General features: G+C 65.4%; 23 protein-coding genes. 12 read left to right on the forward strand and 11 right to left on the reverse strand.

Going from position 1 to position 20,993, the window contains the following annotated elements; all coding sequences use genetic code 11:
• Nucleotides 1-313: 313 nt before the first annotated feature.
• On the reverse strand, nucleotides 314-838 hold the full coding sequence (locus ABUA37_RS00975) for a DUF1697 domain-containing protein (protein ID WP_349897234.1): 525 nt from the start codon (nucleotides 836-838) through the stop codon (nucleotides 314-316).
• A gap of 149 nt (nucleotides 839-987) precedes the next feature.
• Between ABUA37_RS00975 and ABUA37_RS00980 the strand changes: the two genes are divergently transcribed.
• Entirely contained in the window at nucleotides 988-1,890 is a 903-nt protein-coding gene (locus ABUA37_RS00980) for a CPBP family intramembrane glutamic endopeptidase (protein WP_349897235.1), read from the forward strand.
• 59 nt (nucleotides 1,891-1,949) lie between these two features.
• Nucleotides 1,950-2,507: a YceI family protein gene (locus ABUA37_RS00985; RefSeq protein ID WP_349897236.1), complete on the forward strand. Its 558-nt coding sequence runs from the start codon at nucleotides 1,950-1,952 to the stop codon at nucleotides 2,505-2,507.
• A gap of 6 nt (nucleotides 2,508-2,513) precedes the next feature.
• Here ABUA37_RS00985 and ABUA37_RS00990 read toward each other — a convergent pair whose 3' ends face one another.
• The gene (locus ABUA37_RS00990) at nucleotides 2,514-3,434 is read right to left on the reverse strand and encodes a cation diffusion facilitator family transporter (RefSeq protein ID WP_349897237.1); all 921 of its coding nucleotides are present in this window, start codon (nucleotides 3,432-3,434) and stop codon (nucleotides 2,514-2,516) included.
• Nucleotides 3,435-3,594: 160 nt separating this feature from the next.
• On the opposite strand from ABUA37_RS00990, the gene ABUA37_RS00995 reads away from it, so the two are divergent.
• Nucleotides 3,595-4,170 (forward strand): TIGR03086 family metal-binding protein, encoded by a 576-nt coding sequence (locus ABUA37_RS00995; protein ID WP_349897238.1) that lies wholly within the window; start codon nucleotides 3,595-3,597, stop codon nucleotides 4,168-4,170.
• 7 nt (nucleotides 4,171-4,177) lie between these two features.
• Here ABUA37_RS00995 and ABUA37_RS01000 read toward each other — a convergent pair whose 3' ends face one another.
• Nucleotides 4,178-4,810 carry a LysE/ArgO family amino acid transporter gene (locus ABUA37_RS01000; protein WP_349897870.1) on the reverse strand — a complete coding sequence of 211 codons (633 nt, stop codon included), beginning with the start codon at nucleotides 4,808-4,810 and terminating at the stop codon, nucleotides 4,178-4,180.
• Between the two features lie 75 nt (nucleotides 4,811-4,885).
• Here ABUA37_RS01000 and ABUA37_RS01005 point away from each other — a divergent pair, with 75 nt between their 5' ends.
• The 3 genes from ABUA37_RS01005 to ABUA37_RS01015 all read left to right on the forward strand — a co-directional run bounded on the left by ABUA37_RS01005 (nucleotide 4,886) and on the right by ABUA37_RS01015 (nucleotide 9,834).
• Nucleotides 4,886-5,770 (forward strand): LysR family transcriptional regulator ArgP, encoded by an 885-nt coding sequence (locus ABUA37_RS01005; protein WP_349897239.1) that lies wholly within the window; start codon nucleotides 4,886-4,888, stop codon nucleotides 5,768-5,770.
• Between the two features lie 708 nt (nucleotides 5,771-6,478).
• Nucleotides 6,479-9,160 (forward strand): hypothetical protein, encoded by a 2,682-nt coding sequence (locus ABUA37_RS01010; RefSeq protein WP_349897240.1) that lies wholly within the window; start codon nucleotides 6,479-6,481, stop codon nucleotides 9,158-9,160.
• Nucleotides 9,161-9,165: 5 nt separating this feature from the next.
• Nucleotides 9,166-9,834: an ABC transporter ATP-binding protein gene (locus ABUA37_RS01015; RefSeq protein ID WP_349897241.1), complete on the forward strand. Its 669-nt coding sequence runs from the start codon at nucleotides 9,166-9,168 to the stop codon at nucleotides 9,832-9,834.
• Between the two features lie 60 nt (nucleotides 9,835-9,894).
• On the opposite strand, the gene ABUA37_RS01020 is transcribed toward ABUA37_RS01015, so the two are convergent.
• Nucleotides 9,895-10,872, reverse strand: a complete 978-nt coding sequence (locus ABUA37_RS01020) for an aldo/keto reductase (RefSeq protein WP_349897242.1) — start codon at nucleotides 10,870-10,872, stop codon at nucleotides 9,895-9,897.
• A 35-nt stretch (nucleotides 10,873-10,907) separates the two neighbouring features.
• On the opposite strand from ABUA37_RS01020, the gene ABUA37_RS01025 reads away from it, so the two are divergent.
• From ABUA37_RS01025 to ABUA37_RS01040, 4 genes are all read left to right on the forward strand, one after another.
• Nucleotides 10,908-11,495 (forward strand): YdeI/OmpD-associated family protein, encoded by a 588-nt coding sequence (locus ABUA37_RS01025; protein ID WP_349897243.1) that lies wholly within the window; start codon nucleotides 10,908-10,910, stop codon nucleotides 11,493-11,495.
• Between the two features lie 89 nt (nucleotides 11,496-11,584).
• Nucleotides 11,585-12,049: a Dps family protein gene (locus ABUA37_RS01030; RefSeq protein ID WP_349897245.1), complete on the forward strand. Its 465-nt coding sequence runs from the start codon at nucleotides 11,585-11,587 to the stop codon at nucleotides 12,047-12,049.
• A 30-nt stretch (nucleotides 12,050-12,079) separates the two neighbouring features.
• Nucleotides 12,080-13,789, forward strand: coding sequence for a long-chain-fatty-acid--CoA ligase (locus tag ABUA37_RS01035; protein ID WP_349897246.1), 1,710 nt, complete (start codon nucleotides 12,080-12,082; stop codon nucleotides 13,787-13,789).
• A gap of 63 nt (nucleotides 13,790-13,852) precedes the next feature.
• Complete coding sequence (locus ABUA37_RS01040) at nucleotides 13,853-14,521, forward strand: DUF1345 domain-containing protein (protein ID WP_349897248.1); 669 nt, start codon at nucleotides 13,853-13,855, stop codon at nucleotides 14,519-14,521.
• Nucleotides 14,522-14,533: 12 nt separating this feature from the next.
• On the opposite strand, the gene ABUA37_RS01045 is transcribed toward ABUA37_RS01040, so the two are convergent.
• From ABUA37_RS01045 to ABUA37_RS01055, 3 genes are read right to left on the reverse strand one after another with little or no spacing between them, the layout of a single operon-like run.
• Entirely contained in the window at nucleotides 14,534-15,379 is an 846-nt protein-coding gene (locus tag ABUA37_RS01045; RefSeq protein WP_349897249.1) for a DUF3097 domain-containing protein, read from the reverse strand.
• Nucleotides 15,376-15,903, reverse strand: a complete 528-nt coding sequence (locus ABUA37_RS01050) for a dihydrofolate reductase (RefSeq protein WP_349897250.1) — start codon at nucleotides 15,901-15,903, stop codon at nucleotides 15,376-15,378. Before ABUA37_RS01050 ends, ABUA37_RS01045 begins: the two co-directional genes overlap by 4 nt.
• Nucleotides 15,900-16,697, reverse strand: a complete 798-nt coding sequence (locus ABUA37_RS01055; protein WP_349897251.1) for a thymidylate synthase — start codon at nucleotides 16,695-16,697, stop codon at nucleotides 15,900-15,902. Before ABUA37_RS01055 ends, ABUA37_RS01050 begins: the two co-directional genes overlap by 4 nt.
• 136 nt (nucleotides 16,698-16,833) lie before the next feature.
• Here ABUA37_RS01055 and ABUA37_RS01060 point away from each other — a divergent pair, with 136 nt between their 5' ends.
• Complete coding sequence (locus ABUA37_RS01060; RefSeq protein WP_349897252.1) at nucleotides 16,834-17,286, forward strand: SRPBCC family protein; 453 nt, start codon at nucleotides 16,834-16,836, stop codon at nucleotides 17,284-17,286.
• 35 nt (nucleotides 17,287-17,321) lie between these two features.
• Complete coding sequence (locus ABUA37_RS01065) at nucleotides 17,322-17,600, forward strand: GNAT family N-acetyltransferase (protein WP_349897253.1); 279 nt, start codon at nucleotides 17,322-17,324, stop codon at nucleotides 17,598-17,600.
• Between the two features lie 40 nt (nucleotides 17,601-17,640).
• Here the strand turns inward: ABUA37_RS01065 and ABUA37_RS01070 are convergent, their stop codons facing one another.
• The 4 genes from ABUA37_RS01070 to ABUA37_RS01085 form a co-directional block, all read right to left on the reverse strand.
• Nucleotides 17,641-17,817, reverse strand: a complete 177-nt coding sequence (locus tag ABUA37_RS01070; RefSeq protein ID WP_349897255.1) for a hypothetical protein — start codon at nucleotides 17,815-17,817, stop codon at nucleotides 17,641-17,643.
• A 29-nt stretch (nucleotides 17,818-17,846) separates the two neighbouring features.
• On the reverse strand, nucleotides 17,847-19,406 hold the full coding sequence (locus ABUA37_RS01075) for a DUF7059 domain-containing protein (RefSeq protein WP_349897256.1): 1,560 nt from the start codon (nucleotides 19,404-19,406) through the stop codon (nucleotides 17,847-17,849).
• Nucleotides 19,407-19,425: 19 nt separating this feature from the next.
• Complete coding sequence (locus ABUA37_RS01080; RefSeq protein ID WP_349897257.1) at nucleotides 19,426-19,806, reverse strand: VOC family protein; 381 nt, start codon at nucleotides 19,804-19,806, stop codon at nucleotides 19,426-19,428.
• 114 nt (nucleotides 19,807-19,920) lie between these two features.
• Nucleotides 19,921-20,946 (reverse strand): LLM class flavin-dependent oxidoreductase, encoded by a 1,026-nt coding sequence (locus ABUA37_RS01085; RefSeq protein WP_349897258.1) that lies wholly within the window; start codon nucleotides 20,944-20,946, stop codon nucleotides 19,921-19,923.
• Between the last annotated feature and the right edge of the window lie 47 nt (nucleotides 20,947-20,993).

A 20,993-nucleotide genomic window follows, 5' to 3' on the forward strand; every position in this document is an offset into this window, starting at 1 on the left:
GGATGGCGTCGACGCGTCGACGCGCGTTAATGGTGGCTTGCGGCAAGGGCGGGAATCTCCGATGTCTGTCACACACACCCGGTAGCCGCATGACGGCATACGCACGTCATTGGGTGGGCTCGAATCCGAGCCGCCGCGCCTCTCAGCTGGGGATGTGGCACCCCGACCGTGGCGGAGCACTGAGGACGATCGACTACCCGGTCGGCGGAGTCAACTCGCCCGGGACATAGCTATCGCCTTGTTTCTCTGCGTCCACCCAAGACCATCAACCTTCGGATTCGCTGTGTATCGCCGACGGCCCCGAGTCGGCCGCTCAGCCGAGCAGGGCGGCGATCTTCGCCACGGTGTTGGCGTTCCGCGCCGTGACCGGCGCCGCGAACTGCTTCCAGAACGACTTCGGCACCCTCGACTGCAGGCTGCCCTCCGGGAACCACTGGTAAACCGCGCCGTCGCCGAGCCGCAGCACCTCGGGCAGCAGCGCCTCGGCATCCGGAAGTTCTATGTCTCCGAGCGGCGCGCTGAGAAAGGTCACGAACGACTTGGAACCGTCAGTGGCCACGTCGCCGAGCGGGTCGGCCGCGGCGATCGCCAGAAAGCGGTCGCGGTCGAGCACGAGGACGCTCGATTGCACACCGGTAGCCGCAAACACGGCCGCTTCGATCTCGGATGCCGCGCTCGGCGGCAACGCGCGCTCGGCTTCGAACACCACGTTTCCGCTGCGAAGCAGTGTCGTCACCTCGGAGAACCCGAGCCCGCGGAACACCTCCGCGAGTTCGGCCATCGAGATGGCCTTGGCCGTGCCGACGTTGATGCCGCGAAGGAGCGCCACGTGCTTCATGGCACGAGGCTAGCCGAGCCGCCGCCGTCTCGTCACGCTGGGTGCAGCCAGCTATACCCGGCTCGGGGTGTCAGCGGTAATGACTCCGCCTGACTTGGCTGCTGGGCTGGTGATGATGACCGATGAAACTCGCTCGGAAGGACAAGACCATGACCGTCGACGAACGCACCACTCTCGAACCCCGCTTGCGGCAACGCGGCGTGCGGAGGCTCATCCAGCGCCGCCCCATCGCAAGCTATTTCGTGCTCGCCAACCTGCTCAGCTGGGTCGCCTGGACGCCGTATATCCTGTCGCAGAACGGCCTCGGGGTCTGGGACTACACGTTCCCCAGGATCCTCGGCACCTCCCAGTTGCTTGGCATGCTGCCCGGCGCATACTTCGGGCCGATCACGTCGGCGGTCATCGTCACCGCCATCGCAAGCGGCAGGGCGGGCCTGCGCCAGTGGGGCCGGCGACTGTGGAAGTGGCGGGTCAACTGGCGCTGGTACGCGCTCGCTATCCTCGGCGTTCCCGCCGCCATCACCCTGATCGGTCTCGCCTTCGCTGGCGGCCACGTGCAGGCTCCGTCGCTCATGGTCCTCGCCGCCCTCGTGCCCGGCCTCGTCCTCCAGTTGCTCACCACCGGCATCGCCGAGGAGCCGGGCTGGCGCGACTTCGCCGTGCCGCGACTGCAGGCTCGCTACGGCGCTCTCGCCGGCGCCTTCATCCTCGGACCGCTCTGGGCGCTCTGGCACTTCCCGCTGTTCCTCACCGAGTGGGGCGGATGGCCGCACGCCGACTGGACTCGGCCGCTCACCTTCACGGTGTTCTGCGTGGCCTTCAGCATCATCATGACCTGGGTGTTCAACCGCACGGGTCAGAGCCTGCCGGTCGCGATGCTGTTGCACGTGAGCGTCAACAACTTCATCTCGATCGCGTGGTCAGACATCTTTCCGACCCTCGGTGCCAACGTGGCGCAGTTCGCTCTCATGGTGGGATCGGTGATCATTGCCACCGTCCTGCTCGTCACCACGCGTGGCCGGCTCGGGTACGTTCCCGAGGCACTCCAGTGAATGTTCCCTGATTGCGGCGAGACGGGAATACTCTCCAGGTCTATGCGTTTACATGCACTATGACACAACTCATAGACACTCACCCCGACTACACAATCGGCACCTGGAAGCTCGACCCGGCCCACTCCGAGGTCTCCTTCACCGTCAAGCACATGAAGATCAGCAAGGTGCGCGGCAAGTTCGAGAAGTTCGACGCGACCATCGTGACCGCCGAAGACCCGAAGGACTCCACCATCGAGGCCGTCATCGACGTCGCCTCCGTGAACACCGGCCAGGAGGCACGCGACAACCACCTGCGCACGAGCGACTTCTTCCTCGCAGAGGAGCACCCGCAGCTGACCTTCCGTTCAACCTCGCTCGCGGCCGACGGTGACGACTTCAGCGTCGACGGAAACCTCACCCTGCGCGGCGTGACCCAGCCGGTCACCCTGAAGGGCGAGTTCGGCGGCATCGTGACGGATGGCTACGGCCAGGTTAAAGCCGGCGCGACAGCCTCGACGAAGATCAACCGCCACGACTTCGGCGTGAGCTGGAACGCGGCTCTCGAGGCCGGCGGCTTCACCCTCGGTGATGACGTGACGATCAACCTCGACCTGCAGGTGGTGCTGCAGAAGTAGGCGCACTCAGCGGTGCTGCTCCACCTCGTGCTCCGCGTGCTCGGCGGGCTCGAGCTGGAAGGTCGAGTGGGCGACGTCGAAATGCTCCGCCAGGCAGCCGCACAGCGCATCCAGGATCTCGTCTGTTCGTCCCTCCCGGAACACGGCGGCTTCGACCACGACGTGAGCCGAAAAGACATTCGAGCCCGGCGTGATCGACCAGACGTGCACGTCGTGGAGGGAGACGACCCCCTGCTTGCTCAGCACGTGCGAACGGATGAGGTCGACATCCGTCCCCCTGGGCGCCGCCTGCCCCAGCACCCGCAGCACGTCGCGCAGCAGCATGAGCGCTCGGGGAAGGATGAGCGCCGCGATGGCGAGCGATGCAATCGCATCCGCCAGGTCGAAGCCCGTCAGCAGGATGACGACAGCGGCAACGGCCACGGCGACCGAGCCGAAGAGGTCGCCGAGCACCTCGAGGTACGCGGCGCGCACGTTGATCGACTCCCTTGCGCCGTCGCGCAGCACAAGGAGTGCGGCCACATTGGCGATCGCGCCCACAATCGCGACACCGAGCATCAGGCCGCCCTGCACACCGCCGTGCGGTTCGACGAGGCGCTGAACGGCCTCGACGACGATCGCGATCACCACGACGATAAGGATGACGCCGTTGATCATCGCACTGAGCACCTCGGCGCGACGATGGCCGAACGTGCTGCGGTCGTTTGCCGGGCGCGCTGCCATGAGGGTCGCGACGAGCGCGACGAGAAGGCCGGTGAGATCGGAGAGCATATGGCCGGCGTCCGCGAACAGCGAGAGCGAACCGGAAAGCACGGCTCCGACGACCTCGATGAGGAGAACCGCGCCGACGATACCGATGGCAATGCCGAGCCGCTTGCGATTGCCGACGCCCGCCGCGTGCTCGTGACCGTGCTGCTGTGCGCTCATCGCTCCCTCTCACCTCCACTCTAGGAAACGGTGGGCGCACGGGCCAGTGATCGGCGCAGTTGGTAACGACCACCATTCTCAATGGCCGAAGCATGCACGTCACACGCGGAATCATTTCTGCCTCGCGCGGCTTGACCTCCACGTGCAGAATGGGAGAAACATGGTGACCACCGACGACGAATACGACTGGCTGAGCCTGCAGAAGCAGGCGCACCGCGAGTTCGGGCGTGCCGTCGCGGCGATCACCGACTGGGATGCACCCACGCCGGACGCCGAGTGGAACGTGCGCGATCTCGTGCGCCACGTGGTGCAGGAACAGCAGTGGGTTCCGCAATTGCTCGCCGGGCTCACGGTCCCCCAGGCCAAGAGGCAGCTCGCGCGCCTCGGCGACGACCTGCGCGCCGAGTGGCGCCTCTACTCTCTCGCCGCCACCGCGGCGTGGGACGCGGCGAAGCCGGACACCCTGGTTTCGCTCTCCTATGAGACGGTGCCGGTCACCGAATACCTGCGCGAGCAGACGAGCGATGTCACCATCCATGCGTGGGACCTCGCGCGCGCGACGGGCGCGGATGAGTCGCTCGATCCGCTCCTCGTCGAGGCGGTCTGGACGGTCTTCGAGCCGCAGAAAGAGACCCTCGTGGCGAGCGGGCTCTACGCGAGCCCGGTGCAACTCTCGGGTGATGCCCCGCTGCAGTCGAGACTGCTCGCAATCACCGGACGCGACGACCGCCGATAGCCCGGCTCTACTCGCCCAGCGGCGCCACCACGAGGCTGACACCGAGCACGATCATGGTTGCGGCGATCACTCCGTCGAGGATGCGCCAGGCGAGCGGTTTCGCGAACACTCCGGAGAGCAGCCGCGCGCCGTAGCCCAGGGCGGTGAACCAGATGATGCTGCCGATCCCGGCACCCAGACCGAACCACCAGCGGCCGACATCCCCATGTGTGTTGGCGACGGAACCGAGCAAGAGCACGGTGTCGAGGTAGACGTGCGGGTTCAGCCAGGTGAGCGCGAGCGTGGTGAGCACGATGCTGCGCAGCGCCGACCCGTTGCCGCTCTGCTCGACCTCGAGGCGGCCGCCGAGGAACGCCCGACGAGCAGCGAGCACGCCATAGCCGACGAGGAACGCCGCTCCGAGCCAGCGGATGACCACGAGTGCGGCGGGGAACCGCCCGATCACGAGGCCGATGCCGCTGATCCCCGCGAAGATGAGCACGAGGTCCGACACGGCGCAGATCGAGACGACGGCGAACACGTGCTTCGCGCGGATGCCCTGCCGCAGCACGAATGCGTTCTGCGCGCCGATCGCGACGATGAGCGACAGCCCGAGTCCCAGCCCAGCGGCGAGGGGCAGCAGCACGGTGGCGGGGATGATCACAGCCTCGACGCTACGTCGGGGAGCGTCCTTACTCCAGCTAATGTTTCTACCGCAGCATTAGAATCGCTAATCATGGATCTCAAGTTCGACCAGCTCCGTGCCTTCGTCGCCGTCATCGACAACGGTTCCTTCGAGGGCGCCGCGCGCGAGTTGCGGATCACACCATCCGCCGTCAGCCAGCGGATCAAGGCCCTCGAGACCGGCGTCGGGCGCATCCTCGTGCAGCGCCAGAAGCCTGCGAGTGCGACGGAGTCCGGCGAGGCCGTGCTGCGGCTGGCAAGGCAGCTCGCCCTGCTCGAGAACGACACCATCGCGGCGCTCGACGCGAGCGGTGCGCGCGAGGCCACGAGCATCCCCATCGTCATCAACGCCGATTCGCTCGCAATCTGGGCGCTCCCCGCCCTCGCCGAAGTCTCCGCGAGTCACGGCGCCAGCTTCACGGTGTATCGCGAAGACCAGGACCACTCCACGGAACTGCTGCGCCGCGGCACCGTGATGGCGGCGATCACCTCGATCTCGACGCCGGTGCAGGGCTGCCTGGTGCGCCCCCTCGGGCGCATGCGGTACCGCCCGATGGCCACCCCCGAGTTTGTGGAACGATGGTTTCCGAATGGCGCGACGGCGGAGCGCCTCGCCGTCGCTCCGGTCGTGCTGTTCGATCGCAAAGACGACCTCCAAGACAACTACCTGCGCAGCCGCGGTGCGGCGCTGAACCCGCCACGCACCTACATCCCCGCATCGGCCGAATATGCGAAAGCCGTCGAACTGGGGCTTGGTTGGGGGATGCTGCCCGGCGCGCAGAGCGAGCAGCAGGAATCCGTGGGCAACCTCGTCGTTTTCGACCCCACGGGCATCATCGACGTGCCGCTGTACTGGCAACAGTGGAAGCTGCACTCGCCGCTGCTCACCGCCGTTGCTGACGCGGTTGCACGGGCTGCGGCACGACAACTCAGCTAGTGCTGACAAAGCAAGTGTTCGAAGCTCCGCTCAGTTCCAAGAGCTCCGTAAGCGTTAGTTTCCCAGTTGCGACCTTGTTGCATGGATCTTTTCTTCTCTTGCTGGCCCCGGTTCAACGGGTACCATTCCTTCTACCACCTAGTACCCGAGCAATCCATATATGTGGAGCGGTAGCAGCCTTCATCCGTTCAGCGGAGCACGTCAGCTTGCTTCTCTGGGAAAACAGGAGGGTAACGATGAAATTAGGAAAAGCGACACGACGATTTCTTCTTGGCACGGGGATGGCCGCTGCACTCATCTCCGTTGGCTTGATGATGCCAATGGCCGCCACTGCGGTAGGGGTCTCTATGACGCCCAGCGCAACACTCGCATCAGGTCAAGGCCGTGCTATTCGAGCGGCGTGGGGCGCAAATGCACCATACAAGGTCACCTTCCATTGTAATGTGACCAATTGCACCGATTACGTGACGTCGAGTACAACTTCAACATCCGTATCCCGATACGTAATTCTGTCAACTTGTACAGGAGCAGTCAGAACCTCGCCGATAAGCATCACGGAGACCGGCAGCGGAAGCACCAACGCTTCCACGACGACAACGTGGACGCGGGGTACTGCTTGCTGAGCCGCTCGGCACCGGGCGCGAGACGCTTGGAGCTTAGTCTTACGCCCGGGTCGAACCGCACGGTTCCAGTGCCGGACCGCATCCGGTGATCGGAGCAGTTTCGCGTTGGTGGCGCGCCCGCGCCGATGTCATCGCCACGTTCACGGTTTGTGTCGCGCTCGTCGCTCTAAGCTCACTTGGTGCCAGCGCAACGCTTCGTGTGGATCACGCCCTCGACGCAAACTGGCGCGGGGCGTACGACATTCTCGTCACGCCGCACGGACAGGACTTCGGCGGACAAAGCACCGGTGGCGTCGTTGATTCGAACTTTGTCGCGACAGCAGGCGCGGGTGGTATCTCGCTGGATGAGTTGGCTAAGGTACGCAGGATCGCCAATGTCGACGTGGCTGCTCCCATCGGCAACGTCGGCATTCTGCGGGATCTCGCGATCACACCGTCACTGTACATCTCGGACGACCCCAAAACTGGGCGCACCGACTTACCACCGCGAGCCGAGATGATCCGAGCGACGACGACGCTCACACGCGAGACTTCGACCAGAGTGGAGACGCTGTCGAGGAAGACTGGTCTCGTCGCGCTCGCACGACGCACCTCGGTCAATCCGATGAGCGCCACGGCCTCATCGATGGCGAGCCCGAGCGGCTTTGGCGTACAGACAGATGATTTCAGTTTCCAGGTGCCATTGGGCCAGCTGCCGGCATTTCCCTCGATGGTCATCGCCGTCGACCCGGCAGCGGAGGCAAGGCTGTGGGGCGCTCGCGGCACATTCCTGAAAGCGCTCAGTGCTGCGCCTGCGGATCGAAAAATCCATTCGGCTGCGGCCACTTGGGCGGGCATGATCGATGAGAAGCACTATCCCGTGCAACAAGCGGAGATATCAACGGCGGATAACGACCCTTCGACGGCGAACGGCGAGGTCGTGCCGCTCGTTGTCAACCGGTCGCAGACAGAATCACTCAAACTGAGCGTCACGATCCAGCGTGCCGCGCTACCCGACAACACGCTACCAGCGGATCCTGCGCAGCTCGAGGCTGCGGCGAAGAACGCGACATTCACCCCGTTCGTGACGCTGACAAAGGACGCATCAGCAGTCAGCCAGCCGTTCACAAGCCCGGCACTCGAGGTTCAGTGGCCCGGTTCTCAGCATCCTGTCGGCGACTCTGCCGGTACCTTCTTCTCGACCTCGACTGCGCTCGACCCAATGCTCGTCGGTAGGCCAAGTTACAAGAGGAGTGGCACAACCAGCCAAAACGGCACCCCGAGCTTTCGCCTGGTGCCCCAGGGCAAGATCGGGCCAGACGGGGGCTCTCTCGGAGGAGAGTTCGCGGAAGGCTCCGGTTCCGATCCCAGCGTCGGCGCAACCACAGCGTATCGACTTCCGAAAAAAACACGCGGAACGGGCTTTACGACCGCACTGCCTGCGCCGTTGGGCTCATTTACCGACGCGGAATTGGCAGATGAGGGGGCACAAACGACGTCGTATGCGCCGTCCGGCGTCTACAGCGCGGGCACGACCGTCGTGACCCGTTCCTCACGTCCGGCGATCGCGGACGGCACGACAGTTTCTCCGAACCTTTCCGGGCTCGACTTCATCACCCCCGCCCCCGGGGCGTTCACCGATCTCCAGGGTGGCGAGACGCTGCGTGGATCGACACCAATCGACGCGATCAGGGTACGGGTAGGTGGGATTACGTCATATTCACGATCCGGTCAGGATCGAGTATTCGCTGTTGCAAGCTCGATTGACCGCCTGGGGCTGGAAGCAAAAATCGTCGCCGGGTCCTCGCCGCAGCCAGTCGCTTTATATGTCCCAGACTACTTTCCCAGCGGCGCCGACAACTCCGACCTCGGTTGGGTGCGGCAGGACTGGACGACACTAGGTGCAAGTGTCACGGTCCAATCCGCCATGTCCGGGCTGACAAGATTGCTTGTTATTTTGGTCGGAATCGCGGTCTCCGTAGGACTCCTAATAACCCAATACATCACTGGAATAGCACGATCGCGTGAGGTCGCGATCCTAGGGAGAATTGGTTGGACCAGACGTAGAGTGCGACGACGTATCCTGGCGGGCTATTTGCCCGGCGTCGTCGTCGTGGTGGCGGTCGGCGCCACCTGCATCACCGCCATAGGCAACCAAGACCCGCTGAGCATGACTATGACGCTATCCATCACGGTGTTGTCGTTCGTCGCCGCAACGTTGGGCGCATTTCGCAGCCTCAGCCGTGACCACGATCGGAAAGGCATCATCCGGTCGCCCAAAATGGTGACGTCGGCCCGTGCGATAGCGCTTCGCCATCTCGAACGGTCACCAGGGCTTGCGGTGGCCCAGGTCGCCGGACTCGCCTTGCTTGGACTAACCGTGTCACTCACGAGCGGAGCTCTGGCCACGCAGCGACAAGCAGCAGGTGCCACGCGACTTGCGGGAGTCGTCTTCGACGCCGGTATCGTCGCCCTCGTCGCGCTAGGCTTCGCGGGTGCGCTGGCAGCATTCCTTCTCACCGTCACGGGTCGGCTCAGCGAAATCAAGCGGCGTCACGACGAGACAGCTCTGCTTCGCGCGATCGGATACCGATCCCGCGCCCGGAATGCATCGCACCGATACGAAATTCTGGTCGTAACCGTTATTGCGCTGGCTGCAACAACAGCCTTCGCCACCCCTGCGCTTGCACTGGCACCGATCGGGCTGCACTCGGTGCTGTTCGGTTTGATCGCCACCGTGATGGGAGGATTGGCCATGTCGGCAATGCAGAGCTGGAGAATCGGTTGAGCGATATGGATCCGAACACGGTGCTCTCCGCGGACGAAGTGACGATCACCTACCACGACCCGTCACGGGGACGCACCATCGCCATTGTCGAGGATATGGACATCGCCGTTTCCCGCGGGGACCTGTTCTGCATCGCAGGCCGTAGCGGATCCGGGAAGACGAGCATACTGAAAGTTTTAGCAGGTCTATCGCGGCCGCCAGCAGGCAATGTCCAGTGGCTCGGAAAGCCAATTGGAGAATTGACAGACGATGAGCGCGCAGACCGCCGCCGCCAGCAGGTCGGCTACGTCGACCAGTCTTCGTTCCTCATCGAAGACCTTTCCGCGTTGGAGAACGTCCTCATTCCCGTGGTTCCCGATGGACACCATGCGGTCAAACGCGCTCGGCGCGACGCGACGAATTTGCTTTCCACGCTGGGGCTTGAGCACAGATTGCATCACCTCCCGCATACCTTGTCAGGTGGCGAACGTCAGCGGATTGCATTCGCGCGTGCCTTGATCATGAAACCCCGCATCCTGATCGCCGACGAGCCGACGGCAAGCCTGGACCGCTACTGGGCAGACGTCGTAATTCGCGCACTGGTCGACTTCATAGCGGACGGAGGCGCTGCGGTCGTAGCCAGTCATGATTCGGCTGTGCTCCGTGAAGCGGGCACTGTCATCACTCTGGATTGAGGGGATGGGTCTTCCGCTCGGCTGGCAGCTGCGCTGAAGTCGGCTGCTCCCAGGACCGGGCTAGAAGCCCTCCGAGGCGTGCGGGACGTAGTGCTCGCTCAGGAGCGCGAGCTCGGCATACGACAGCTCGAGCTCAACTGCGGCGACTGCGTCATTGAGGTGGTCCAGCTTCGTCGCTCCGACGATCGGTGAGGTGACCGCGGGTTGCTGGGCCACCCAAGCCAAAGCGACTTGCGCGCGCGAAACCCCGCGGTCAGCCGCGATCACGGCCACAGTATCGGCGACCCGTCGATCCGCTTCCTCTGCCTGCTTGTACAGAGTCTGGCCAAACTGGTCTGACCCAGACCTCGTCGTTGCAGCATCCCACTCTCGCGTGAGCTTGCCACGGGCCAGAGGGCTCCACGGCAGCACCCCCACGCCCTGATCGAGGCAGTACGGGTGCATCTCGCGCTCCTCTTCGCGGTTGATGAGGTTGTACTGGTCCTGCATGGAAACGAAGCGGGTCCAGCCGTTCAGGTCGGCCGCGTGCTGGGCCGTGGCGAACTGCCAGGCGAACATCGAGGATGCCCCGATGTAGCGCGCCTTGCCCGCCCTCACGATGTCGTGCAGCGCCTCCATGGTCTCCTCGATCGGCACCTCGGGATCCCAGCGGTGGATCTGATAGAGATCGACGTACTCCGTGTCGAGCCGGCGCAGGCTCTCGTCGATCGCGTGCATGATGTGCCCTCGACTCAGCCCTCCGCCGTTCGGCCCTGGTCGCATCACTCCGTGCACCTTGGTCGCAATCACGGTCTCGTCGCGCACTGCGAACTCCCCCAGCGCCCGGCCGATTATTTCTTCGCTCGACCCGTTCGAGTAGACATCCGCCGTATCGAAGGTCGTGATGCCCAGTTCGAGCGCGCGACGGACGAACGGGCGGCTCTCCTCCTCGGACAAAGTCCAGCTATGTCCTCCCCGAGCCGGGTCCCCATAGCTCATGCACCCCAGGGTGACGGCCGAAACTTCGAGGCCACTGGTGCCCAACCGTGTGTATTCCATTCCCCCAGTCTGCCCCTCGGGCATACCGTTGTGCGATGGGGTCGAACAGCGAAAAGGAACTGCTCTACTTTCACGCTCCGGCCGAATGGGAGCAGTGGCTGGGCGAACACTTCGCGCGCACAGAAGGGGTACGTCTCAAGCTTCGCCGCAAGAACGGTGCGCTCCCCGGCATGAGCTACGCGGAGGCGCTCGATGTCGCCCTCTGCTACGGATGGATTGATGGCCAGGTCGGTGCGCTGGACGACGATTTTCACCTGCAGGTGTTCAGCCCCAGGCGACCGCGCAGCACGTGGTCACAGATCAACCGCGACCACGTCGCGCGCCTCGTGGCCGAGGGACGGATGCGACCGTCCGGCCAAGCCGCGGTCGACGCGGCCAAGGCGGACGGACGCTGGGATGCCGCGTACCGCCAGGCCACCCAGGAGGTGCCCGATGACCTGCAGCGCGCCCTCGACCTGAGCCCGGCCGCCGCATCGTTCTTCGCGACGCTCAGTGCGCAGAATCGCTTCGCCATCCTGTTGCGCATCGCATCCGTGAAGCGTGAGCAGACCCGAGCGGCCAAGATAGCGACCTACGTGGCGATGCTGGAACGCGGCGAAACCCTGTACCCGCAAAAAGGCTGAGAACGGCCTGAACGCCTCATGGGCACCCCCTGTTCGGGGGCCGTGCGAGCGTACTGTGGAGGACATCCACTACTCCCAAGGAGACCCGCATGAAGGCAGACAAGAAGCTATCCGACAATCTGCAGGCCGTACTCGTCGACCTGATCGAGCTCGGCATCCAGGGCAAACAGGCCCACTGGAACGTCGTCGGCAAGAACTTCCGCGACATGCACCTGCAGCTCGATGAGATCATCGCGGCCGCACGCCTCTCCTCAGACGAGATCGCCGAGCGGATGCGCGCGCTCGAAGTGTTGCCCGATGGTCGTTCGGAGGTCGTCACCAAGACGACGACGCTGCCGAAGCTCCCGCCCGACCAGATCGACACCGCGGACGTGGTCGGACTCATCACCGAGCGCCTGCGCGCCGTGGCAGACACCTGTCGCCGGGTTCACGACGAGGTCGACGAGGCCGACCCGACGAGCGCCGACATCCTGCACAAGGTGATTGAGACGTTTGAGCAGTTCGCCTGGATGGTCAGCGCCGAGCTGCAGAAGCCACGCAAGCGCGCAAGCTGAGTGGGCCACATCGCGACGTAGAGTGGGCGGGTGAGCATCAATACTCCCCGCCCCTGGCTCGAGAGCTACGCTCCGGGTGTTCCGCACGACATCACCCCACCGACGGGATCACTCTTCGACCTGCTGGAAACCTCGGTCTCGACGTATCCGAATCAGGTGGCGCTCGAATTCTTCGGCTCGACCACGAGCTACCGGGAACTCGGCGACCAGGTGTCCCGCGCCGCGGAGGGACTGCGAGCCCTCGGCGTGAAGGCGGGCGATACCGTGGCCATCGTGCTACCGAACGCGCCGCAGCACATCGTCGCCTTCTACGCCGTGCTGCGCCTCGGCGCGATCGTGATCGAGCACAATCCGCTCTACACGGCGCGCGAACTCCGCCACCAGTTCGAAGACCACGGCGCCAAGGTCGTGATCGCCTGGGACAAGGTGGTCGACACCATCAAGTCCTTCCCCGCGGATGTCGCCGTCACGACGATCGTCTCGGTGGACGTCACGCGGACGATGCCGCCCGTCACGCGCCTGGCGCTGCGACTTCCAATCCCGAAGGCACGCGCGGCGCGCGCGACCCTCACCAGCCGGGTCGGCGGAACGGTGCGCTGGGCGAGCCTCCTCAAGAGTTCGCCGGTGGCCGCAGACGTCCCGCGCCCGTCCTCCACGGACGTCGCGGTCATCCAATACACGAGCGGCACCACGGGCAGCCCCAAGGGCGCGACCCTCACACACCTGAACCTCAGCACCAATGCGGCTCAGGCTCGCGCCTGGGTGCCCACGATTGAGCGAGGAACGGCCGTCGTCTACGCCGTGCTGCCCATGTTCCATGCCTACGGACTCACGCTCTGCCTCACCTTCGCGATCAGCATGGGCGCGCGCCTCGTGCTGTTCCCCAAGTTCGACCCGCAGCTCGTGCTCAAGGTGTTGCGCAAGCGGCCGCCGACCTTCCTGCCGGCGGTGCCGCCGATCTACGAGCGCCTCATGGCCGCGGCCGAAGCCGACGGCGTGTCGCTCGCGGGCATCCAGATCGCCATCTCCGGCGCGATGCCGCTCGCCCAGTCGCTCGTCGAGCCGTGGGAGGAACGCAGCGGCGGATACCTCGTGGAGGGCTACGGCCTCTCGGAGACCTCACCGGTGCTCATGGCCAACCCGGTGGCACCGACGCGGCGCGCGGGCACCGTCGGTCTTCCGCTGCCCAGCACCGAGGTCAGGGTGGTCGATCCCGAGAACCCCACCGTCGACAGGGTCGGCGGCGACGAGGGCGAACTCATCGTGCGCGGTCCGCAGGTATTCGGCGGCTACTGGAAGAAGCCCGAAGAGACCGAGGCGGTCTTCGTCGCGGACCCTGCGGGCGGAGCGCCGTGGTTCCGCACCGGCGACATCGTCACGATCGATGACGACGGTTTCGTGCGCATCGTCGACCGCATCAAAGAGCTGATCATCACCGGCGGCTTCAACGTCTCGCCATCCGAGGTCGAGGAGGCGCTGAAGGCGTTCCCGGGCGTCGCAGACGTCGCGGTCGTTGGCTTGCCGAGCACGCACAGCGGCGAGGATGTCGCCGCAGCGGTGGTCATGCAGCCGGGCGTCGCGTTCGACGAGGCGGCCATTCGCGACTTCGCCCGCCAGGGACTCACCGCCTATAAGGTGCCGAGGAGCGTGGTCGCGGTCGAGGAGCTGCCCAAGTCACTCATCGGCAAGACGCTTCGGCGAGTGGTGCGCGAGCGGATGATCGCGGAGGCGACCGACTAGAACCGCGCAGCGGCGGCGGCGCGCCGAGGATCGCGCCCGGCACCGGAGTGTTTCAATCGGATCGTGGCCCAGACGAAAGATCGAGACTCAGCACCCCGGCGTCGAAATGCCAGCACTCGGCTGGCGGTCATGCTGCTCGCCGGCGTGGTCACCGCCGTCATCGTCGGCCTCACCTGGGAATGGCAGTTCGCGGCCGCAATCGGCTGGGTTGCCGCCGCCCTCGTCTACTCGGGGTGGACCTGGGCCATCATCGCGCCGCTCGACGCGGCGAGAACCAAGCGGCTGGCCAGTCGCGAGGACCCCACGCGCGGCATCTCGGACGTGCTCATCGTGCTCCTCAGCATCGCGAGCCTCTCCACCGTGGTGATCACGCTCGTGCAGGCCGCGCACGCGAACGGCGCCGTCAAGGGCGTGCTGGCCGGTGTCGCCCTCGGAAACGTCGCGTTGTCCTGGATCCTGCTGCACACCCTGTTCACGCTTCACTATGCGCGCATCTTTTACATCGATGGCGGCAAGGGCGTCAATTTCAACCAGGAGGATCCACCGCGCTACCTCGACTTCGCCTACCTGTCGTTCACCATCGGGATGACCTATCAGGTCTCCGACACCAACCTCACGACCTTCAACGAGCGAGCGATGGCGCTGCGGCACGCGCTGCTGTCGTTCCTGTTCGGGTCGATCATCCTCGCCACCACCATCAACCTCATCGCGAGCCTGACGAGCGGAGGCTGATCGCGCGGAGCGCTAGGCGGTGACGAAGTCGATGAGCTGCTCGACGCGACCAAGCAGCGCCGGTTCGAGATCGGCAAAGGTGCGCACCCGACCCAGGATGCGCTGCCACGCCCTCGCAATGTCCGCCTGGTCCTCGTGGGGCCAGCCGAGCGCATCGCAGATGCCGTGCTTCCACTCGATCGAGCGCGGCACGGTCGGCCACTCGCTCATGCCGAGTCGCGCCGGCTTCACCGACTGCCAGACGTCGACGAACGGATGCCCGACCACGAGCACATTGGCGCCGTAGGGTCCGCGAGCCACGGCATCCGCGATTCGGCTCTCCTTGGAACCGGGCACGAGGTGATCGACGAGCACACCGACCCTTCGACCCTTCGCCGGGGCGAAATCCCGGATGACCGCATCCAGGTGATCGACGCCCTCCAGGTACTCGACGACCACGCCCTCCACTCGCAGGTCGGAGCCCCACACCTTCTCCACGAGCTCGGCGTCGTGCCTGCCCTCCACGAAGATGCGGCTCGGAAGCGCCACCCTCGCCTTGTGCTCGGCGACGGCGAACGAGCCGGATGCGGTGCGCGCTGTGCCGACGGGACGCTTCGCAGGAGCCACGAGAACCACGGGTTCACCCTCGAACAGGAAGCCCGCGCCGAGCGAAAAGACCCGCACCTTGCCCCTGAAGTCCTCGAGCTGCACGAGCTTGTTCTCGATGCCGAGGACAGCACCGCAGAACCCGGTCTCGACCTCTTCGATCACCAGGTCGCGAGTGGCCTCGATCTGGCGCACGACGGATCGACCGGCGCTGCGCCAGTCCCCGGCGAGAGCGTCGGCTCCGTAGCGGTCCGGACCTAAGTCCTGGCTCATCGCTTGCTGTAGCGCACGATGCGATAGCGGATGCCCGACGTCGACACTGCCCAGCCGTCCGCGGGTTCCGCTGACTCGCGCTCCCACTCCGGGCCCAGGGTCGGCGCGAAGGCATCTCCCTCGACGCTGAGCTCCAGCTCCGTCACCACGACCACATTTGCCACGCCGACGGCATCGACGAAGACCTTCTCGCCGCCGATGATCCACACCTCATCGTCGTCGTCCGCCGCGTCGAGCGCGGCCTCCAGCGAGCCCACCACGATCGCGCCGTCGGCGTGCCAGGACGGGTTGCGCGTCAGCACGATGTTGTCGCGGCCCGGCAGGGGTCTCCAGCGCTCCGGCAGCGCATCCCAGCTCTTGCGGCCCATGATCACCGGGTGACCCATGGTGACGCGCTTGAAGTGGGCGAGGTCCTCTGGCACGTGCCACGGCATCCCGTTGTCTTTGCCAATGACACCGGCGGGCGTCTGTGCCCAGATGAGCCCGATGAGCCTGGATTCCACGCGCGCGTCGGACTCGCTCATACCGCCACGGGCGCCTTGATCGCCGGGTGGTGCTGGTAGTTCACGACCTGGATGTCGTCGAAGGTGTAGTCGAAGATCGACTCGGGCTTGCGGGCGAACTGCAGCGTCGGGTACGGATACGGCTCGCGCGAGAGTTGCAGTTCGACCTGCTCCACGTGGTTGTCGTAGATGTGGCAGTCACCGCCGGTCCAGACGAAGTCGCCGGGTTCGAGGTCGAGCTGGTGGGCGACCATGCAGGTGAGCAGCGCGTAGCTCGCGATATTGAACGGCACGCCGAGGAAGAGGTCGGCGCTGCGCTGGTACAGCTGGCAGGAGAGCTTGCCGTCGGCGACGTAGAACTGGAAGAAGGCGTGGCACGGCGCGAGGGCCATCTGCGGGATGTCCGCCACGTTCCAGGCAGACACGATGTGCCTGCGGGAGTCGGGATTGGAGCGCAGGTTCTGCATGAGTTCTGCGATCTGGTCGATGTGGCCGCCATCCGGAGCGGGCCAGGATCGCCACTGCACGCCGTAGACGGGGCCCAGTTCGCCCTCCGGAGAGGCCCACTCGTCCCAGATGGTCACGCCGTTCTCGTGCAGGTAGCGCACGTTCGATTCCCCGCGCAGAAACCACAGCAGCTCGTGAACGACCGACCTCAGGTGGACTCGCTTCGTGGTGACGAGCGGAAAGCCCTCGGCGAGGTTGAAACGCAATTGGCGGCCGAAGACGCTGCGCGTTCCGGTGCCGGTGCGGTCGGATTTCGGGGTACCTTCGGCGAGTACATCGCGGAGCAGGTCTTCATACGGCGTGTGCACGAGTCCACCCTATGTCTCGCGACCGACACCGACCGGACGCCACACGAGCCCGGAGGTGCTTCCCCCATTCGGGGGTCATTCCCAGCGAAGGTTCGTAGCGTCGAAGGACGACAACCGACTACCGAAGGAGACTGCCATGACTGACACCACCGCAAGCGTCGAGGTCAACGTCCCGGTGCGAACCGCCTACGACCAGTGGACCCAGTTCGAGTCGTTCCCGCACTTCCTCAGCTTCGTCGAGGAGGTCACCCAGCTCGACGACACCCACACTCACTGGCGCGTGAAGATCGCCGGGGCAGAGCGCGAGTTCGATGCTGAGATCACGGAACAGCATCCGGACGAGCGGGTCGCCTGGAACAGCACGACCGGCGACGTGAATCACGCCGGCGTCGTCACCTTCCACCGCCTGAGCGACAGCACCAGCCGGGTGACCGTGCAGTTGAGCTGGGATCCGCAGAACCTTACCGAGAAGGTCGGCGCGGTGCTCGGAGTGGACGATGCCGCCATCAAGAAGGACCTCGACAACTTCAAGGACTTCATCGAGGATGAGGGCAGCGCAAACGGTGCCTGGCGCGGGAACGTTTCCTGAGACCGCGACGGCACCGACCACCTCGTGGAGGCAGTATGACCGGCGAGATCAGCATCCGTCTGAATGAACCCGAGAGTCTCTACGAGCTCTCGATCGATGGCGAGCGGGTGGGCGAACTCGTCTATCGCAATCACGCCGATACCCGGGTCTTCCTGCACACGGAAGTGGATCCGGCGCACAGAGGCAAAGGCCTCGCCACGCGCCTCATCGCCTGGGCGCTCGACGACACACGTGACGCCGGAAAGCATCTGCGAGTGGAGTGCCCGGCCGTGACCGAGTATCTCAAGAATCACCCGGAAGCCGACTTCCGCTAGTCGCGCTGTGCCTGGCAGTGGTGCACCCTGCGGCGAAGGCCTAGCGGTCGACGCGCTTCATGACGTGCGCCGGGATGGCGACGGCCACAGCGATGGCGAGAATGCCGCCGATGAACATGAAACCCGGGCCCGCGATGTCCGGTCCGAACGAGTAGCCCATGAGAAGCAGGCCAGCCACGAAGAACAGGAAGGAGATCACGAAAGCGACGATGTGCATACTCGAACTTTAGCAAGCCCGCCGCGCGATTATCGCTCGATCGGGGCGAGCAGGATCCCGGTGTCGAGGAGTTCGCGGATGCTCGGCAACAGTTCCGCACTGAGCGATGCCTCATCGGCCTCCAGCAGTTGGGCCAACGCCGCGCAGATGGCGCGCACGCTCAGTTCTCCGTCGCAGGCGCCGACGAGTGCGGCGAGCGCCGTGCCGGCCTCGACCGAACGAGCGAATCCGCCGCCCTGTCGCAGCGTGATGACGGCGGGGTGCTCGTCGCCCGGCCAGTAATGGCGCTCCTCGGTCACGTCGCTCGCGACGACGAGCGTGGCGAGGCCGAGCGACTCGTCGCTGAGTGAGGACTGCCAGTCGTGGGCCGCGAGGCAGTCGGCCAGGTGCTCTCCGAGCCCCGCGGGATTGCTGCCGACCGCCTCGTGCAGACGTTCGAACCGCCGGAAGGGCGCGGAGCCATCCGCCCGCCTTCGCAGCAGGAGGTACCCGAAGCCGACGCTCTCGACGCCGCGCGCCTCGAAGTCGTCGAGCCAGGCTGCGTAGAGCGCATCGAACTCGGCGGTCGCGGGCTTCGTACCCCCGTCGCGGATCCAGGTCTCCGAATAGCTCGCCGCATCCTGCACCTCGCGTTCGATCACCCAGGCATCGAGGACCCGACCGTCAACCGTGGCAGCATCGACCCAGGCCGCGGCGCGATCGAGGCCGTCCTCGGCGGCACGGTACTCCCAGTTGCCGAGCAATTGCGCGATTCCACCGGGCACAAGCCTCGACGCGGCACCCCGGATGACCTCGGCCACGAGCGCATCGCCCATCATGCCCCCATCCCGGTACTCGTATTCCGGCACGACTCCGCCGCGAGGGGTGATGACGAAAGGCGGGTTGGAGACGATCTGATCGAAGCGCTCGCCGTCCACGGGCTCGAACAGGTCGCCCTGGCGAAACTCGATGTTCGAGAGCTCGTTGAGCTCCGCGTTGAACCGCGCCAGGGCGATGGCGCGGTGCGAGATGTCCGTCGCCACAACTCGCCGGGCGTGCCGCGAGGCATGCATCGCCTGGATGCCGCAACCCGTGCCGAGGTCGAGCACCGACTCCACCGTCTCGGCGATCATCAGGCCACTGAGCGTCATGGATGCGCCGCCCACCCCCAGCACATGATCGGGTCTCAGCGCGGCGCCGCTCGAGAGCTCGCCGAGGTCGCTCGCGATCCACCAGTGGCCCGCGCCGCGCCGATCGGTGAAGCCGTAGGGCCTCAGGTCGATGAGAGGCCGCACCACCTCGCCATCCGGTGCCGCAGGCTCGATGAGCCCGAGTTCAATCGCGCCGTCAATGCCGAGTGACGGCAATGCCGAGGCAACGGCGTCACGCGGCTGCGGCATCCCGAGCATGAGAAGCGATGCGAGCACCGCCGGGGCCGCGGGTTCGCGCCCCGCCACACGTTTCGCCTGAATCTCGCGCTGTGCAGGCAGCCGCTGGCCACGAAACAGCGCGGATGCCGCCCGCGCGCCCCAGAGCGAGTCGAGCGTCTCGACGTCGAAGTGCGCGGCACTGAGGTCGGATCTCAGCCTGTCGATGAGTGCGGATGTCACCGCCCCATTCAAGCGGACTTCAGCTGCCCTTCAGGACGGAGAGCACATTTCCTGCGGGATCCCTGAACCAGGCGATGTCGGGACCGCGGCCGCGAGAAATCCCCTTGGCATCGGTCGGGAAGTCCGCGTCCTCGTAGATCTTGGTCACCACTCCCCTGCCATTGAGGTCGTCGACCGCGGCTTCGACGTCGTCGACCTCGAAGTTCAGGATGGTGAAGGTCGCCGGCACGTGATTCGGCTTCCCGTAGACGATGACCGTCGCGCCGCTGCCGAGTTGCAGCTCGAGGATGCCCATGTCGTTCTCCGCGACGTCGAGCCCGAGCGTCTCCGCATAGAACCGCTTGGCGGCGGGTACGTCATCGACAGAGAACCCGCTGAACGCCTTGACCGGTGAGAACATGATGTGCTCCTTCGCACGCAGCACGGTGCTTCAGCACGGTCGTGCTGCCGCGTGCACCATCGTCACACCGCCGCCCCGTTCGCGCAAGAGCGGTCGCCGCTGCCGCCCACGCGATCAGGAAAGTCGCTCGCGCACGAGGGGAACCACCTCGCGTCCGAACAGCTCGATCGAGGTCATGAGCCTCTCGTGCGGCATGGTTCCGTTCGAGTACTTGAGATCGAATCGCGCGAGGCCAAGTCCCTTGACGGCGCGCGCGATCTTCGCGGCAACCGTCTCCGGCGAGCCGACGAAGAGCGCGCCCTCCGCCGCCTCCCTCTCGTACTCCTCGCGCGTCATCGGCGGCCACCCGCGTTCCTGTCCGATGCGATCGCGGTTCGCCTTGAAGTGCGGCCATAGTTCCTCTCGCGCCTGCTCATCGCTCGACGCGACGTGGCCGGGCGAATGGGCCGCGACCGGCAGTTCGGCCCGCTCGAACTGGTCGAGCGCCCTCTTGTAGAGGTCGACGTAGGGTGCGAAGCGCAGGGGATCTCCACCGATGATCGCGAGCACGAGAGGAAATCCGAAGCGGGCGGCCCGCACGACGGATTCGGGGCTGCCGCCGACACCGACCCAGGTCGTGATCGATCCGGACTCCGTCGGTGGATAGACGGATTGCTCGCTGAGCGCGGGTCGTGTCTCTCCGCTCCAGGTGACCGGCTTCTCCTTGAGGAGCTCTGCAAACAGCTCGATCTTCTCTTCGAAGAGCTGGTTGTAGTCGGCGAGGTCGAAGCCGAACAGGGGGAACGACTCCGTAAACGAGCCGCGGCCCAGGATGATTTCTGCACGCCCGTTCGACAGGGCGTCGAGTGTTGCGAAGCGCTCGAAGACACGCACCGGGTCGTCGGAGCTCAGCACGGTCACCGCCGAACCGAGATGGATGCGCGAGGTGCGGCTCGCGATCGCGGCGAGCACCATCTCGGGAGATGACACCGCGAAGTCCGCCCTGTGGTGCTCACCGATCCCGATGAAGTCGAGCCCCACCTCCTCGGCGAGCACGGCCTGTTCCACGATGTTGCGGATGCTCTGGGCGTGGGACAGCATCGATCCGTCCGCAGCCTCGGTCAGATCACCGAACGTGTCCAGCCCGAATTGCAGCGCCATGACGTCACCATTGCCTTCCTCAGGTTTCGCGAGCGTGAGCGCCCGCA

The organism is Parafrigoribacterium soli (assembly GCF_040227235.1).
GTDB classification, from domain to species: Bacteria; Actinomycetota; Actinomycetes; order Actinomycetales; family Microbacteriaceae; genus Parafrigoribacterium_A; species Parafrigoribacterium_A soli.

Excerpts from the sequence above, each read along its gene's own strand:
- ABUA37_RS00980 (WP_349897235.1), top strand. The coding sequence starts at position 988 with ATGACCGTCGACGAACGCACCACTCTCGAACCCCGCTTGCGGCAACGC.
- ABUA37_RS01060 (WP_349897252.1), top strand. The coding sequence starts at position 16,834 with ATGACTGACACCACCGCAAGCGTCGAGGTCAACGTCCCGGTGCGAACC.
- ABUA37_RS00990 (WP_349897237.1), bottom strand. The coding sequence starts at position 3,434 with ATGAGCGCACAGCAGCACGGTCACGAGCACGCGGCGGGCGTCGGCAAT.
- ABUA37_RS01045 (WP_349897249.1), bottom strand. The coding sequence starts at position 15,379 with ATGAGCCAGGACTTAGGTCCGGACCGCTACGGAGCCGACGCTCTCGCC.
- ABUA37_RS01050 (WP_349897250.1), bottom strand. The coding sequence starts at position 15,903 with ATGAGCGAGTCCGACGCGCGCGTGGAATCCAGGCTCATCGGGCTCATC.
- ABUA37_RS01005 (WP_349897239.1), top strand. The coding sequence starts at position 4,886 with ATGGATCTCAAGTTCGACCAGCTCCGTGCCTTCGTCGCCGTCATCGAC.
- ABUA37_RS01015 (WP_349897241.1), top strand. The coding sequence starts at position 9,166 with ATGGATCCGAACACGGTGCTCTCCGCGGACGAAGTGACGATCACCTAC.
- ABUA37_RS01030 (WP_349897245.1), top strand. The coding sequence starts at position 11,585 with ATGAAGGCAGACAAGAAGCTATCCGACAATCTGCAGGCCGTACTCGTC.
- ABUA37_RS01070 (WP_349897255.1), bottom strand. The coding sequence starts at position 17,817 with ATGCACATCGTCGCTTTCGTGATCTCCTTCCTGTTCTTCGTGGCTGGC.
- ABUA37_RS01080 (WP_349897257.1), bottom strand. The coding sequence starts at position 19,806 with ATGTTCTCACCGGTCAAGGCGTTCAGCGGGTTCTCTGTCGATGACGTA.
- ABUA37_RS01025 (WP_349897243.1), top strand. The coding sequence starts at position 10,908 with ATGGGGTCGAACAGCGAAAAGGAACTGCTCTACTTTCACGCTCCGGCC.
- ABUA37_RS00995 (WP_349897238.1), top strand. The coding sequence starts at position 3,595 with ATGGTGACCACCGACGACGAATACGACTGGCTGAGCCTGCAGAAGCAG.
- ABUA37_RS01020 (WP_349897242.1), bottom strand. The coding sequence starts at position 10,872 with ATGGAATACACACGGTTGGGCACCAGTGGCCTCGAAGTTTCGGCCGTC.
- ABUA37_RS00985 (WP_349897236.1), top strand. The coding sequence starts at position 1,950 with ATGACACAACTCATAGACACTCACCCCGACTACACAATCGGCACCTGG.
- ABUA37_RS00975 (WP_349897234.1), bottom strand. The coding sequence starts at position 838 with ATGAAGCACGTGGCGCTCCTTCGCGGCATCAACGTCGGCACGGCCAAG.
- ABUA37_RS01065 (WP_349897253.1), top strand. The coding sequence starts at position 17,322 with ATGACCGGCGAGATCAGCATCCGTCTGAATGAACCCGAGAGTCTCTAC.
- ABUA37_RS01085 (WP_349897258.1), bottom strand. The coding sequence starts at position 20,946 with ATGGCGCTGCAATTCGGGCTGGACACGTTCGGTGATCTGACCGAGGCT.